The 13,768-nt window shown below is 68.5% G+C and carries 13 protein-coding genes and 1 riboswitch; of the genes, 10 read left to right on the top strand and 3 right to left on the bottom strand.

What is annotated here, in order from left to right; genetic code table 11:
- Window positions 1-445: 445 nt before the first annotated feature.
- Window positions 446-563: riboswitch (molybdenum cofactor riboswitch) on the top strand.
- Window positions 564-642: 79 nt separating this feature from the next.
- Genes HPY83_14255 through HPY83_14280 form a run of 6 tightly spaced genes read left to right on the top strand, consistent with a single transcriptional unit; the run spans window position 643 to window position 5,532 of the window.
- Window positions 643-1,146: a MogA/MoaB family molybdenum cofactor biosynthesis protein gene (locus tag HPY83_14255; GenBank protein NPV09113.1), complete on the top strand. Its 504-nt coding sequence runs from the start codon at window positions 643-645 to the stop codon at window positions 1,144-1,146.
- Window positions 1,139-2,362 (top strand): molybdopterin molybdotransferase MoeA, encoded by a 1,224-nt coding sequence (locus tag HPY83_14260; protein ID NPV09114.1) that lies wholly within the window; start codon window positions 1,139-1,141, stop codon window positions 2,360-2,362. The genes HPY83_14255 and HPY83_14260 overlap by 8 nt, the downstream gene beginning before the upstream one ends.
- A 25-nt stretch (window positions 2,363-2,387) precedes the next feature.
- Window positions 2,388-3,596 (top strand): molybdopterin molybdotransferase MoeA, encoded by a 1,209-nt coding sequence (locus tag HPY83_14265; protein ID NPV09115.1) that lies wholly within the window; start codon window positions 2,388-2,390, stop codon window positions 3,594-3,596.
- An 8-nt stretch (window positions 3,597-3,604) separates the two neighbouring features.
- On the top strand, window positions 3,605-4,582 hold the full coding sequence (gene moaA / locus HPY83_14270) for a GTP 3',8-cyclase MoaA (GenBank protein NPV09116.1): 978 nt from the start codon (window positions 3,605-3,607) through the stop codon (window positions 4,580-4,582).
- 3 nt (window positions 4,583-4,585) lie between these two features.
- On the top strand, window positions 4,586-5,059 hold the full coding sequence (gene moaC, locus HPY83_14275) for a cyclic pyranopterin monophosphate synthase MoaC (protein ID NPV09117.1): 474 nt from the start codon (window positions 4,586-4,588) through the stop codon (window positions 5,057-5,059).
- 38 nt (window positions 5,060-5,097) lie between these two features.
- A complete protein-coding gene (locus HPY83_14280; GenBank protein ID NPV09118.1) occupies window positions 5,098-5,532 on the top strand; it encodes an MOSC domain-containing protein in 435 nt (144 codons plus the stop codon).
- 60 nt (window positions 5,533-5,592) lie between these two features.
- Here HPY83_14280 and HPY83_14285 read toward each other — a convergent pair whose 3' ends face one another.
- The 3 genes from HPY83_14285 to HPY83_14295 are packed head-to-tail and all read right to left on the bottom strand — an operon-like array spanning window position 5,593 to window position 10,150.
- A complete protein-coding gene (locus tag HPY83_14285) occupies window positions 5,593-6,792 on the bottom strand; it encodes an MFS transporter (protein NPV09119.1) in 1,200 nt (399 codons plus the stop codon).
- Window positions 6,793-6,817: 25 nt separating this feature from the next.
- Window positions 6,818-8,746, bottom strand: coding sequence for a cellulase family glycosylhydrolase (locus HPY83_14290; protein NPV09120.1), 1,929 nt, complete (start codon window positions 8,744-8,746; stop codon window positions 6,818-6,820).
- The gene (locus tag HPY83_14295) at window positions 8,747-10,150 is read right to left on the bottom strand and encodes an aspartate ammonia-lyase (protein NPV09121.1); all 1,404 of its coding nucleotides are present in this window, start codon (window positions 10,148-10,150) and stop codon (window positions 8,747-8,749) included.
- Between the two features lie 254 nt (window positions 10,151-10,404).
- On the opposite strand from HPY83_14295, the gene HPY83_14300 reads away from it, so the two are divergent.
- The 4 genes from HPY83_14300 (at window position 10,405) to rbsK (ending at window position 13,766) form a co-directional block, all read left to right on the top strand.
- A complete protein-coding gene (locus HPY83_14300; GenBank protein ID NPV09122.1) occupies window positions 10,405-10,644 on the top strand; it encodes a hypothetical protein in 240 nt (79 codons plus the stop codon).
- Window positions 10,637-11,272, top strand: a complete 636-nt coding sequence (locus HPY83_14305) for a VTT domain-containing protein (GenBank protein ID NPV09123.1) — start codon at window positions 10,637-10,639, stop codon at window positions 11,270-11,272. The genes HPY83_14300 and HPY83_14305 overlap by 8 nt, the downstream gene beginning before the upstream one ends.
- Before the next feature lie 263 nt (window positions 11,273-11,535).
- Window positions 11,536-12,834: an ADP-ribosylglycohydrolase family protein gene (locus HPY83_14310; GenBank protein NPV09124.1), complete on the top strand. Its 1,299-nt coding sequence runs from the start codon at window positions 11,536-11,538 to the stop codon at window positions 12,832-12,834.
- Complete coding sequence (rbsK, locus tag HPY83_14315) at window positions 12,831-13,766, top strand: ribokinase (protein NPV09125.1); 936 nt, start codon at window positions 12,831-12,833, stop codon at window positions 13,764-13,766. Before HPY83_14310 ends, rbsK begins: the two co-directional genes overlap by 4 nt.
- Window positions 13,767-13,768: the final 2 nt, after the last annotated feature.

The following is a 13,768-nucleotide window of genomic DNA, read 5'->3' on the forward strand; positions in this document are numbered from 1 at the left end:
TGGCGGCTCACCGCTCAAGCACAAGCGAGGAGTGCGCGCGCCCACGCGCGCTTTGCCCCCAGATGCCTGCTACCCCTGGCGGCTCACCGCTCAAGCACAAGCGAGGAGTGCGCGCGCCCACGCGCGCCTTGTCCCAGGTGCCTGCCGCCCCTGGCGGCTCACCGCTCAAGCACAAGCGAGGAGTGCGCGCGCCCACGCGCGCTTTGCCCCCAGATGCCTACTGCCTCCGGGGGCTCGGTCCTCAAGGGAATGAGACGAGTGAACAAGGGGCCAGCGGAGGGGCTGGCTGTGTGGGCTCCAGCTCCGAGCGGACCCACGGAGCGGATTCCCCCTGAAGACCCGTCCGCCACACCCTGAGCCCCCACGCTTGCCCTGAATCCGCACCGGTGCGATACTCTTTGCAGTGTCTCCCGACCCCCCTGCGCGGAGGGTAATGGGAGCGAGGTTCTCCGAATCGTCGGCCCTACCGGCTTGCGCCCACGGGCCGTCGGTCGCGGTCTGCCCTCGGGCAGCCAAGGGTGGAGGGGGAAACGCCTCCGCCTCCCGTGTTTGGAAAGGAGAACGCATGGGCGTGTGTCGTCGTCGCCGGCGTTCTCAGAGAGAACGCCGGTTTCTGTTGTATGTCTATCATGGGAGGGTACAGTGCCCATCCGTGCGGCAGTGGTCACCGTGAGCGACAAGGGCTACGCCGGCGTGCGCCAGGATGCCAGCGGGCCCCTCCTGTCCCAGTTGTTGCGTTCAGCCCAGGTCGAAGTCCTTTACGAGATCATCGTCCCCGACGACCAGGACCGCGTCGCCGACACCCTCCGCGCCCTGGCCGACCGCGGAGACCTGGACCTGGTGCTGACCACCGGCGGTACCGGCCCTGCTCCCCGAGATTGGACCCCCGAGGCCACGCGGCAGGTCGTGCACCGGGACTTTCCCGGCCTGGCGGAGCTTCTGCGCTGGGAGGGCTATAAGCGAACTCCCAGGGCCGTTCTATCGCGCGGCGTGGCGGGGCTTCGAGGCCGCTGCATCATCGTGAACCTTCCCGGAAGCCCGAGGGCCGTGCGCGAGGGCATGGAGGTTCTCGCTCCCCTCCTTGCCCACGCCGTGCAGATGGCTCGAGGCGATAACCTGGAGCACCGAGAGAGCGCCCATGACTGAGCCCGACGCCTACCCCATCCTCAGTGTAGAAGAGGCCCGGGCACGCATCCTCGGCATGTGCGTCCCCTTGCCATCGGAGACCGTCCCCATTCTGGAGAGCCTGGACCGGGTGCTGGCCGAGGGCATCTGGGCCGACCGCGACGTGCCGCCCCAGGACAACTCCGCCATGGACGGGTACGCCGTCCGCGCCGCCGACCTCGTGGCAGAGCCACCCATCCGTCTGCGCGTCGTGGCCGAGGTGGCGGCCGGACATCCCACCGACGCTGTCATCGGGCCGGGCGAGGCGGCCCGTATCATGACCGGAGCCTTCGTGCCCGCTGGCGCCGATACGGTGGTGCGTTTCGAGGACACCACCTCCGGCGATGGCTGGGTGGAGGTGCGACGCATTCCGGCGCCGGGCAGGAACGTACGCCATCGCGGCGAGGACGTCCAACAGGGTCAGTTGGTGCTGCCTCCGGGCACGCGCGTCCGGCCACAGGAGATCGGCATGATGGCCTCGCTGGGCCGCACTCGGGTGGCGGTGCACCGCCGTCCGCGTGTCGCCATCCTCGCCACCGGCGATGAGATCGTGCCCGCCAGTGAGGAGCCGGGCCCGGGACAGATCCGCAACATCAACTCCTACAGCAACGCCGCTCAGGTGCTTCGCGCCGGCGGCCTTCCCATCCTCCTGGGAGTGGCTAGCGATCGCAGGGATGAGCTGAGCGCGGCGTTGCGTCGGGGGCTGGATGCGAGAGCCGATCTCTTCATCACCTCCGGCGGCGTGTCGGTGGGAGACTTCGACCTGGTGAAGCAGGTGCTCTCCGCCGAGGGTGAGATGAGCTTCTGGTGGGTGAACATGAAGCCGGGCAAGCCGGTGGCCTTCGGCACCCTGGCGGGGATTCCGTTGCTGGGCCTCCCCGGTAACCCCGTTTCCGCCATGATCGCCTTCGAGCTCTTCGCCCGCCCCGCCATCTGTCGCATGCTCGGCCTCTCAGTGGCCGATCCCCCCTCGGTGCGGGCCCGGTTGGTGTCCTCGATCGAGCGCAAGGACGGGCGGCGCCACTATCTGCGCGTCCGACTGCATCGACAGGGCGAAGACTGTCTCGCCGAGCTCACGGGCGATCAGGGCTCGGGCATCCTCAGCTCAATGGTAGCGGCGGACGGGTTGGCGGTCATCCCGGAGGATTGCAGTTACCTTCCGGCCGGGTCCTTCGTGCAAGTGATACTGCTGGAGTAGCAGCGTGAGGTCTTCCGACTATCCGATGATCGAGCCTGACGAGGCCTGGCGGCGCATAGCGGCCGCGTTGAGCCCGCTGCCTCCCGTCCAGGTACCCCTGGGCGAAGCCCATGGGCTCATCCTGGCTGAGGAGGTGGTGGCGCGGGAGGACCTGCCTCCCTTCGCCGCCTCCGCCATGGACGGATACGCCGTCATCGCTGCCGATCCCGCACCCGAGCGGGAGGTGATCGCCCAGTGGGAAGCCGGGCAGAGCGGGGTGGGCACCGTCCGGCTGGGCACTGCAGTGCGCATCATGACCGGAGCGCCCCTGCCCCCAGGCGCGGACGCGGTCGTCCCCTTCGAGGACGCCGACGAGCGTAACGGCTTCGTTCGCCTGCGGACCCCCGTGCGCACCGGGCAGTACGTGCGGCCAGCCGGGCAGGACGTCGCCATCGGAGACTCGCTGTTGAGGGCGGGCATGCGTCTGGGCCCGGCCGAGATCGGCCTCCTCGCTTCCCTGGGCCACACCGCCGTGTCGGTGCATCCGCGACCGCGCGTGGCCATTCTCACCACCGGGAGTGAGTTGGTACCGGCCGAAGCCACTCCCGGCCCGGGGCAGATACGGGACAGCAACGGCCCGGCGCTGACCGCGGCCGTGATCGAGGCCGGCTGCAGCCCCCTGCCCCTGGGGCCGGTGGCCGACGACGCCCATGCCCTGCGGGCCGCCATCCTCGATGGAGCAGCCCGGGCCGACATGCTCCTCACCAGCGGCGGGGTGTCCATGGGCGTCAAGGACCTCGTCAAGCCCCTGCTGGCCGAGCTGGGCACCATCCACTTCGGTCGGGTGGCCATCAAACCCGGCAAACCGCTCACCTTCGCCCTGGTCGGCGGTGTACCCGTCTTCGGGCTGCCCGGATTCCCGGTGTCATCGCTAGTCTGCTTCGAGAACTTCGTCCGTCCGGCCTTGAGGCTCATGGCGGGGCACACCCGTCTGTGGCGGCCTGAGGTGCCCGTTCGCCTCACCCACGACCTGCACCACGACGCCGAGCGCACCGAGTTCCAGCGCTCCGTCGTCACCCAAAGGGAGGGAGTCCTCTGGGCCACCACCACCGGCTCCCAGGTGTCGGGCCGACTGAAGTCGCTCGTGGGCGCCAACGCGCTCCTGCGACTGCCCCGTGGCCTCGGCGACTTCTACGCTGGGGACGAGGTCATAGCCATCATGGTGGAACGGCCCGAGGTGGAGCGGCAGACATGACCGCCAGCCTGCGCGATGCCTTCGGGCGCTCTATCACCTACTTGCGCCTCTCCGTCACGGACCGCTGCAACCTGCGCTGTCTCTACTGCATGCCCGAGGAGGGCGTCCCGCTCAAGCGCCACGATCACATTCTGCGCTACGAGGAGATCGTTCGGCTGGTTCGGCTGGGAGCAGAGCTGGGAATCACCAAAGTGAGAGTCACCGGGGGCGAGCCCTTGGTGCGCCCTGGAGTGGTGCAGTTGGTCCGGATGCTGTCCGACATCCCCGGTCTGGCCGACATCGCCCTTACCACCAACGGCATCCTCCTGGCCCAGCACGCCCGGGGACTGGCAGAGGCGGGCCTTAAGCGCGTCAACGTCAGCCTCGACACTCTTCGGCCGGAGCGCTTCCAGCGCATCGCTCGGCGCGGTCGGCTGCAGGACGTCCTCGACGGACTTGAGGCCGCTCGCTCCGCCGGGCTCTCGCCCATCAAGGTCAACATGGTGGTCATCCGCGGCCTCAACGACGACGAGGTGGTGGACTTCGCTCGCCTGAGCATCAGCGAGGGTTGGCACGTCCGCTTCATCGAGGTCATGCCTCTGGGGGAAGGGGAGCACTGGACCCACGACGGGTTCGTCCCCGCCTCGGAGATGCGGGCCCGCATTGAGGCAGAGCTGGGCCCACTGGCACCCCTCCCCAGCGACCGGAGCGGTCCCGCCCGCACCTATCGCCTCCACGACGCGCCAGGGACGGTCGGCCTCATCACCCCGGTGACAGAGCATTTCTGCGGCACCTGCAACCGCCTGCGGCTCTCCGCTGATGGGCGCCTGGTAGCCTGTCTCCTCCGCGGGGGAGAGCTGGACGTGCGCGGTCCTCTGCGGCGCGGCGCTACCGATGACGAGTTGCGCGCCCTGCTCCTTCAAGCGGTGGCCTTGAAGCCGGCTGGGCATCGCCTGGCGCAAGGCGAGCCTCTGCCCGCCAGGAGCATGTCGGGCATCGGAGGGTAGGCGATGGAGCTGTCCCATCTGGACGAACGGGGTCAAGCCCGGATGGTAGACGTGGGGGGGAAGCCGAACACTGTGCGCGAGGCCGTGGCCCGGGGCGAGGTGGCCATGTCCTCAGAGACGCTGGCGCTCATCCGCGCCGGCCAGGTGCCCAAGGGAGACGTGCTGGCCCTGGCCCGCGTGGCCGGCATAATGGGGGCCAAGCGCACCCCCGACCTAGTGCCCCTGTGTCACCCGCTGCTCCTCTCGGCCGTGGAGGTGGACCTGAGCCTGGACGAGGAGCGCTCCGCGGTGGCGATCGAGGCGCGGGTGCGGTGCACCGGCCAGACCGGGGTGGAGATGGAAGCCCTCACGGCGGTGGCGGTGGCCGCCCTGACCGTGTATGACATGTGCAAGGCGGTGGACCCGGGCATGCGCATGCACAACCTGCGGCTCGTGCGGAAAAGCGGCGGTCGCAGTGGGACCGTGGTGCTCGAATGAGTCACTCCGAGGGAGTGTGGACAGTGGATCGAAACAGGATCGGGCAGTTGGTGGCGGTGTGCCTCAGCGAGACCAAGGGCACCCCCAAGACGAATGTGGGATCAGGTCTCCTACGTGTGGATTGGGGGCTGGAGGGCGACGCCCACGCCGGCAAGTGGCACCGGCAGGTGAGCCTGCTGGCGCTGGAGAGCATCGAGAAGATGAAGGCCAAGGGCCTTAACGTCGCCCCAGGAAGCTTCGCCGAAAACCTCACCACCAGCGGCCTGGTCCTCCATACCCTTCCCGTGGGCACCCGCATGAGGATCGGCGGCGCCCTGGTCGAGGTAACCCAGATCGGCAAGGTGTGCCACGACCGCTGTGCCGTCTACGAACAGGCCGGCGACTGCGTCATGCCCCGCGAGGGCATCTTCGTCAAGGTCCTCGAGGGAGGGCGGGTGCGGGCCGGGGACCCGGTAGAGGTGCTGGAGCGATAGGGTCGCCTCCCAGCCCGCTGGCGACGCAGGAGAGGGGACATGCGGCGCCGGCGGCCGCTGCTACCCCTCGCGGGACCGGCGGAGCCACACTGGCAAGAAGCACGCCCCAACTGCCGTCATGGCGCCCGCCAGTATCAGGAAGCCCGCACTCAGGCTGAGGACCTCGGCCACCCGTCCGACTACGGGCTGGAAAAGGAAGGTACCGGTAGCGGCCGTCATGCTGAGCAACCCGGTCACGACGCCGACTTGCCGGGGAAAGCGTCGGTTAGTGTAGATCATGACGTTCGGGTAGATGCCCCCAGCGGCCAGGCCGGCTACAGTCGCAGCCAGGTACGCCTCGCCCGAGGAGGACGAGAGGGCAAACCCACCGATGGCCAGCCCCGAGATGAGGCCGCTGGCCATGACTACCGCTGGAAGGCTGAACCGCGACACCACGGCGCCCTGGAAGAGCCTCCCCACCAGGATGGCCCCCCAGAAGAGCGACAGAGCCACCCCCGCCTGCAGCGAGCCCACCCCGTACTGGCCCTCCATGAAGAGCACGGCCCAGGACGTCATCCCGTGCTCCCCGGCCACGTAGAACAGCAGCGCCAGCGCGCTCAGAACCACCAGGTAGTTCCGGGCCAGTCTGGAGAGTGGTTGGCTTGGGGATGCCTCCCGGTGCCGGCTGGGGGCCGACGGCATGCGAGACGCAGCCCCCAGAACCAGCAGTACCGCGGAGAGGGCGGCCACTGCGGCAAAGGCCGTCCGCCACCCCCGGCCCACCTGGAGCAGGGCCCCCGCCCCCATCGGAGCTGTCAGGGCTCCTACCCCGTAGCCCATGTGCACCAGGTTCATCATCCAGGCGCCGCCACCGATTTGTGCTGGCAGGACGTTCAGGCCCGTCTCGATGAACCCGGAGCCCAGCCCGAACAGGAAGTACGACACCAGCAGCTCAGGATACCGGCTCGACAGAGCGCACCCGCCCAGCGACAGCACCACCCCTAGCCAGGCTGCCAGCAAGGTCGGCTTCAGGCCGATCCGGTCCAGTACGAACCCGCCCAGCAGGCACCCACACATGAAGCCCAGTGAACCCGCCGCCAGCAGAACGCCTACCGCCGTCTCTCGGATGCTCAGGTCAGCCATGACCCGAGGCAGGACCGGCCCCAGCACCGTCTGGCCCAGGCCGTGGCCCACCATCCCTAGTGTCGCCAGAACCGCCAGCCACCGCACCGAGCCGGGGACCGACCCCTCGCCAGCCAGCACCGCTTCCGAAGGACGCAACCCTAGACCAGACCTCCCGCAGATGTCACCGCCAAGGCACTCCCACTCCGCGCAGGCGCGTAAAGGCCAACCGCGGGCTGCCGTCGGCCTCGAGGAGGGCGTACCATCGCATCGGTTGCGCCGCCTCGTACCAGGGTACGGTGCTGAAGTCCAGGTTGAACGCGAACACCGCCTGTAGCCAGGGCCATGTCTGGGCCCCCTGTAGCAGCAGCTGCTGGTAGTAGAAGGCCTGCTCTGCCTCCGACACCACATAGTCGTCGTGCTCCCCCATGGTCCAGGCTGAGGCCAGGGGCCAGCCCACCTCGGTGGCCCAGATGGGGGTGTCGCCATCGGCGTATTCCAGCATCACCCGGTGCTGGGCCTCCAACCGGGACACCGCCAGCCCGTACTGGTGCCGGGCGAAGGGAGGCCGGCCGAACCCGTAGGGATGCGACCCCAGGGCGTCGAAGTACCCCTTGGCCCCGGCCTCGTAGAGGCCCCGGATGAAGTCGAGGTCCCCCACCGCGCCCTCCCCGCCGTCGCCGGTGGTGGCTACCCCGCCGGAGATCACCAGGGCCTCCGGATCCTCCGCCTTGATGGCCGTGTAGGCGACCCGCAGCATCTCGGCGTAAGCAGCCGGGTCGGGCGTCTGCTCCCCCCACTCGAACGCGAGGTTAGGCTCGTTGCCGATCTCGTAGGCCGCCACCCGACCCCGGTACCGGCGCGCCACTGCCGCCACGAACCGGCCGTACGCCTCTAGGTCCGACGGCGGATGGGTGAGCGTGGTATTGGGCGGCCGAGCCCATGCCGGCGTGTCGTGTAGCCGCAACAGAACTTTGAGGCCGTTCGACTCAGCCGCCTCGATCACATTGTCGGAGTCCTCCCAGTAGAACTGGTTCGGCTGGGGCTCGGCCCCAGCCCACGAGAGGTAGTTCTTGATCCACCCGAAGCCGAGCTGATGTAGCAGGTGGGCGTTGCTCAAGTCGGCAATGTTGGCCCCCAGAACCGGGGCCAGGCGCTTGGGGTAAGGCTCCCGCGTGGAGGGCAGGATCACCTGCGGGATCCGACCCTCGCCCGCCACCGAGGGGCAGTCGTCCCATCCCGCCGTGGATACCACCAGCTCGGGAGCTCCTCCCCTGACGGGCACGGCGTAGATGGATTGGCCCTGCGCCTCCGCCAGGCTGAGCAGGACGGCATCACCGACCCAGGTGAGGCTGCGTATAGGCCCGCGCGCTTCCCATAGCCATCGCACCTCGGCCCCATCTCGTCGCGCCAGGTACACGCCAGGCCGATCGTCCTCGTGCCAGCCGGCGAAAGCCAGCCGCTCGCCATCCGGGGACCAGGCAGGATAGCGGCCCTTGAGCGGCCACTGGGTGATCTGCGCCTCCCCGGAGGCGAAGTCCAGCACGTACACGTGCTCCACCCCATCGCGCACCGCCGAGTAGGCGATGGCTCCCCCGTCGGGGGCCCAGGCTGGGGAGCGGTATATCTCTCCCGGCCCCGAATGCGTCAGCCTCTCCACCGCCCCCCGCCTCCAGTCCAGCACGTACAGATCCCTGCCGCCGTCGCGCTCGGAGACGAATACCAGCCGAGTGCCGTCCGGCGACCAGTCGGGTTCGTAGTCGGCCGCCGGGTGATTGGTCACGTTGACCACGTTGCCCACCGCGGGGTTCAGAAGGTAGATCTCGGAGTTGCCGTCCCGCCGGGAGACGAAGGCCACCATCGTGCCCGTGGGCGACACCACTGGATCCCAGTCGGGCTCGCGGTTCAGGGTCAGGTTGCGCACCGACCCGTCGGGGAGAGCCAGGTAGATGTCACCGTCGCCGTCTCTGTCCGAGGCGAAGAACAGGTTGGCCGTCCGGGCAGCTCCCTGGACCTCAGCCGCCGCGCCGGCAGGCAGCCAGGCGGGTAGCCCGACCGCGACGGCGGTAATCAGGCGCGCTAACGCCGTCAGGACTGGCCGGAGCCCAGGCATCTAGCCGGCGCCCTGAATGCCGCCGCGCGTCATCGCCTCCAGGTCGAGCGCCGCTTCTAGTTCCTCCTGGCCCAACAGGCCACGCTCCAGCACCACCTCCGCCACCCGGCGCCCGCTTCGGAGGGCCTCCAGGGCCACGCTGGCAGCCTGGCGGTAGCCGATGTAGGGGTTGAGGGCGGTGACGATGGCCAGGCTGCGCTCGGCCCAGTATCGGCACCGCTCCTCGTCGGCCTCGATGCCGCGGACGCACCGTTCGCTGAACGAGCGCAGGGCGTTCGTCATCACCTCGACAGACTGGCAGAGGCTGTAAGCCATGACCGGCATCATCACGTTAAGCTCGAGCTGCCCTGCCTGCGCGCCCAGAGCTACGCAGGCGTCGTTGCCTATGACGTGGTAGCAGACCATATTGAGCATCTCGGCCATCACGGGGTTGATCTTGCCCGGCATGATGCTCGAGCCTGGCTGCACCGCCGGCAGCCTGATCTCCGCTAGCCCCGTCATGGGGCCAGAGGCCAGCAGGCGCAGGTCGTTGGCGATGCGGGTCAGAGTCAGAGCGAGGGTCCGCAGTGCCCCGGAGTAGGCCGCCACATCGGCCTGGCTCTGCATGGCCTCGAACAGGTTCCCCATGGAGCGCAGCCTCAGGCCCGTGATGTTCTCCAGTTCCCGGATCATCCCCGCGTGGTAGTCGGGATGGGCGTTGAGGCCAGTGCCGGCGGCCGTCCCTCCGATGCCCAGCCGTGCCAGCGCGTCGGCGGCCTCATCCAACCGATCCCGGTCGTGCCCCAGGGCGTCAGCGTAGGCGCCGAATTCCTGGCCCAAAGTCACCGGCACCGCATCCTGCAGATGAGTGCGGCCCGCCTTGATCACCGGGTCGAACTCGATGGACTTCAGCCGGAAGGCTTCCTCGCAGTCGCGGAGGGCAGCGGCCAGCTCCTGGTGCAGGGAAAGGGCCGCCAGCCGCATGGCCGTGGGGATGACATCATTGGTGGACTGCCCCATATTGACGTGATCGTTGGGGTGCACGGGCCGGTACTGGCCCCTGGGCTGCCCCAGTATCTCGTTGGCGCGGTTGGCGATGACCTCGTTGGCGTTCATGTTATGCGACGTGCCAGCACCCGCCTGGAACACGTCCACCACGAACTGGTCCTGCAGGCGTCCCTCGACTACCTCCAGCGCCGCTTGCTCGATGGCGCCGGCTAGCTCGGGCTCCAGCAGCCCCAACCGCCCGTTCACCCGGGCCGCCGCTAGCTTGACCCAGCCGGTGGCCTTTACGAAGCGCCCGCTCGGACGCAGCCCGCTAATGGCGAAGTTCTCCACGGCCCTCTGCGTCTGCGCCCCGTAGTATGCCGAAGCCGGCACCTGAACCTCTCCCAGCGAATCCGTCTCGATGCGCCAACCTTCCACCGTGGCCCCTCCTTGTCTTTCCCCCGGTCTCGGCGCTCTCGGCAGTCGGAGTCCCCGAGCAGCAGGACGAACCGTGATTCTATTGCGCCCCAGTGGGGCGCACAAGGCACTCGGCCATGAGCGGAAGGCCCTTGCCCGGCCTTGGGGGCCCAGCTACAATGGCTGCTAGCCTTGGTAGAGAGCACGGATTGGCCAAGAGAACAAGCAGCAGCAGTCGCCGCACTCCTAGAGCCCGAGCCACGAGGCGACCGGGAATGAGCCGTCCTCCTTCGCCGCAACCCACGCGCTCCCAGCGATTCCTTCGGTGGCTAACCACCAGCAACTGGGTGCTGGTGGTGGGGTTAATCGTGTTAGTGGCCATCTTGGTAGCGATGTTCTTGCGCCTGACCACGCCCGCATCGGGAGAGGCGGGCCCGCCGGCCGCCCTGTCGGTGTCCGCATGGGCGCTGGCCTTGGCCGACCTGGCTGCCAGTCATGGCGGCATTCTTGGGTGAAGACCGTGGTGGCCGTGGCTATGAGAGCAACGAAGTGCAGACCAACACCGCCAGCCCCCCTCTAGCTGAAGCGGGGGCTACCGCTCCTCGACGCCAGGCGATTCTGCGGCTGGCACTGGTGGTGCTCCTCACCGCGGGCATCACCTTCCTGGCGATCACATTCCGGCACCAGCTCGGAGGTCTGGAAGCCCTAGGCTATCCAGGCGTGTTTCTGGTCAGCCTCCTGGCCAACGCCACGGTCGTCCTCCCTGCTCCTGGCCTGGCCTTCACCTTCGCCATGGGTCCCGTCCTCAACCCACTGCTGGTTGGGCTCGTCGCCGGCGCTGGTGAGGCCCTGGGCGAGATGACCGGCTACCTGGCCGGACGGGCCGGGCGTACCGCCATCGGGCAGGATTCCCGCTACGAACGTTTGGAGCGGATCACCCGGCGCTACGGTGGCTGGGCCATCCTGGCTCTCTCGGCCATTCCGGCGGCCGTGTTCGACCTGGTGGGGCTGGCCGCGGGGGCCATGCGCATGCCCGTCCTTCGCTTCCTCCTCTTCACCCTGGTGGGAAAGACTATCAAGACCATCGCGGTGGCCTACGCCGGCGCCTACTCCGTAACCTGGCTCCTCGACCTCATAAACTGAACTCTCACCACGCATTTCACCGCAGAGATCGCTGAGACCGCAGAGGTCACGCAGAGAACGGCGTAGGCAGGAGACTCGGTGAGCATGCACACAGCCTCAGCCACAGACCTACCGTTCCCCTCCTGTCTCCTGTCTCCATTTCTCCTGTCTCCTTCTCTCAGCGATCTCTGCGGCAAGATCTGAAAAGTCGGCGCGCGTTGACACCCACCCTTCCGGCGACTAGAATCGCGGCGACTTCAGGCCGGTACGGGGGCGGAGGGTCCATGCGCATCACCAAGCAACTCCTCCAGGACGAGCTCGCCCAGCGGCGCGAAGAGGGCGCGGATGTTGACCTCATCGAGCCCGAGGTTGCCACGGCCGATCCCGACGACGAGGGCGTCCTGGCGGCACTGTACTCCCGCCTGGAGGAGCTGGGCGGAGACGCCAACCTGGCAGCGGCAGAGCCCTCCGAACTGGAGGCCATCCGGGAGCAGCGTGGCCCCGGGCCCCGCGCTTACGCTCAGGCCTTCTCCGAGACCCGGCTGGCCGATCGCCTCTATGGCGCCTGGCTCGGCCGGGCGGCAGGGTGCCTCTTGGGCAAGCCCTGCGAGGGTTGGAGTCACGACCGCATCCGAGCCTACTTGGAGCCCGCCTTCGAGTACCCCCTCCGCGATTACTTCCCCCTGGTCATCCCCGATATCACCGGGAGCCTGTTGCAGCGGGCCCGCCCGGCTGACTGGTTCCGCGGGCGCATCGGCGCCGCTCCCCGGGACGATGATACCGACTACACCGTGCTGGGCTTGCACCTGATCGAGGAGCACGGCTTCGACTTCACCACCGAGGCCGTGGCTGAGGAATGGCTGTCCCATCTGCCCTTCTGGCAAGTGTACACAGCCGAGCGGGTGGCGTACGCCAACCTGGTGAACGGACTGAAGCCGCCGGACACTGCCCTCTATCTGAACCCGTACCGGGAGTGGATCGGGGCCCAGATCCGGGCTGACATCTTCGGATACGTCTGCCCGGGCCGCCCCGAAGCGGCCGCCGCCCTTGCCTACCGGGACGCCCGCCTCTCCCACGCCCGCAATGGCATCTACGGAGAGATGTGGGCCGCCGCCTGCTTGGCGGCGGCGTTCGTGGAGGATGATGCCCGCTCCGTCATCGAGGTCGGCCTGTCCGAGATACCGCGACACAGCCGGCTGGCCACTGCCCTGAGCCAGACTCTCGCCTGGTCGGACGAAGACGACGACTGGCAGCAGACCTGGGAGCGGGTGAATGCCTCCTACGGGCATTACCACGCGGTGCACACCATCAACAACGCCTGCGCCGTCGCCCTGGCCCTTCTCCATGCCGAAGGCGATTTCCAGAAGGCCATCACCATCGCCGTCATGTGCGGCTGGGACACCGACTGCAACGGCGCCACCGCCGGGTCCATCGCCGGGGCGATGCTGGGGGCGTCCTCACTCCCTGCCCGGTGGACCGCTCCCCTGAACGATACCCTGCACAGCGCCGTGCAGGGCTTCGAGGTCTCCCGCCTCTCCGATCTGGCTGAGCGCACCTTGGCGCTGGCCCGGAGGGCTTTATGACCGAGGCTCTGGTCGTGGGAAGCATCAACATGGACCTGGTGATGCGCACCCCGCGCCTGCCCCGGCCCGGGGAGACACTAGTGGGGGGGACCTTCCGCGTGGTGCCGGGAGGAAAGGGCGCCAATCAGGCCGCCTCCGCCTCGCGGCTGGGCCACCCGACTGCCATGATCGGCGCCGTGGGCGACGACGACTTCGGCGCCGCTGCCCTCGACAACCTGCGGGCCCAGGCAGTGGACGTGACGGCGGTCCGGCGAGCGGCCGGAGAGGCCACCGGCGTGGCCATGATCTTGGTGGACGCCCAGGGACGCAATACCATCGTGGTAGCTTCGGGCGCCAATGCCTGCTTGACCCCAGCGGACGTCATTGCCCACCGCGGGCTCTTCCGGGCCGCCCGCGTGGTGACCCTGCAGTGCGAGATTCCATTGGATACGGTCTCGGCAGCCGTCGGCGCCGCTATGGAGGAGGGTGCCACCACCATACTGAACGCCGCCCCGGCGGTACCTGACCTCCCCGAGATCGCCCTAGCCGTGGACTTCCTGGTCGTCAACGAGCAGGAAGCGGAGTCGCTCACCGGCGTGCGCCCGGCCGCCCTGGCGGATGCGCTCTCCGCCGCCGAGCACCTGCAGCGCCGGGGCCCGAAGTGCGCCGTGGTCACGCTAGGCGCTCAGGGCTGCGTCTATGCCACCGCGTCATGCTCCGGGCACCTGCCCGCGCCGTCGGTGGAGGCGGTGGACACCACCGCGGCTGGAGACGCGTTCATCGGCGGTCTGATGGCTGCCGTCATCGAAAACCGACCGCTGGAGGAGGCGCTTCTTCTGGCCAACTGCGCCGGAGCCCTGGCCGTCACCCGGATGGGCGCTCAGTCATCGCTGCCCGACCGAAAGGCCGTCGACGACCTCTTCACTCGGTTTCGCCAGGAGTTGACAGCTTAGGT

The sequence above is a fragment of the Anaerolineae bacterium genome (assembly GCA_013178015.1).
In the GTDB taxonomy this organism is placed as follows: domain Bacteria; phylum Chloroflexota; class Anaerolineae; order DRVO01; family DRVO01; genus Ch71.

Coding starts and splice junctions, on each gene's coding strand:
- HPY83_14300 (NPV09122.1), top strand. CDS start 10,405: ATGAGCCGTCCTCCTTCGCCGCAACCCACGCGCTCCCAGCGATTCCTT.
- HPY83_14290 (NPV09120.1), bottom strand. CDS start 8,746: ATGCCTGGGCTCCGGCCAGTCCTGACGGCGTTAGCGCGCCTGATTACC.
- HPY83_14265 (NPV09115.1), top strand. CDS start 2,388: ATGATCGAGCCTGACGAGGCCTGGCGGCGCATAGCGGCCGCGTTGAGC.
- HPY83_14260 (NPV09114.1), top strand. CDS start 1,139: ATGACTGAGCCCGACGCCTACCCCATCCTCAGTGTAGAAGAGGCCCGG.
- rbsK (NPV09125.1), top strand. CDS start 12,831: ATGACCGAGGCTCTGGTCGTGGGAAGCATCAACATGGACCTGGTGATG.
- moaC (NPV09117.1), top strand. CDS start 4,586: ATGGAGCTGTCCCATCTGGACGAACGGGGTCAAGCCCGGATGGTAGAC.
- HPY83_14310 (NPV09124.1), top strand. CDS start 11,536: ATGCGCATCACCAAGCAACTCCTCCAGGACGAGCTCGCCCAGCGGCGC.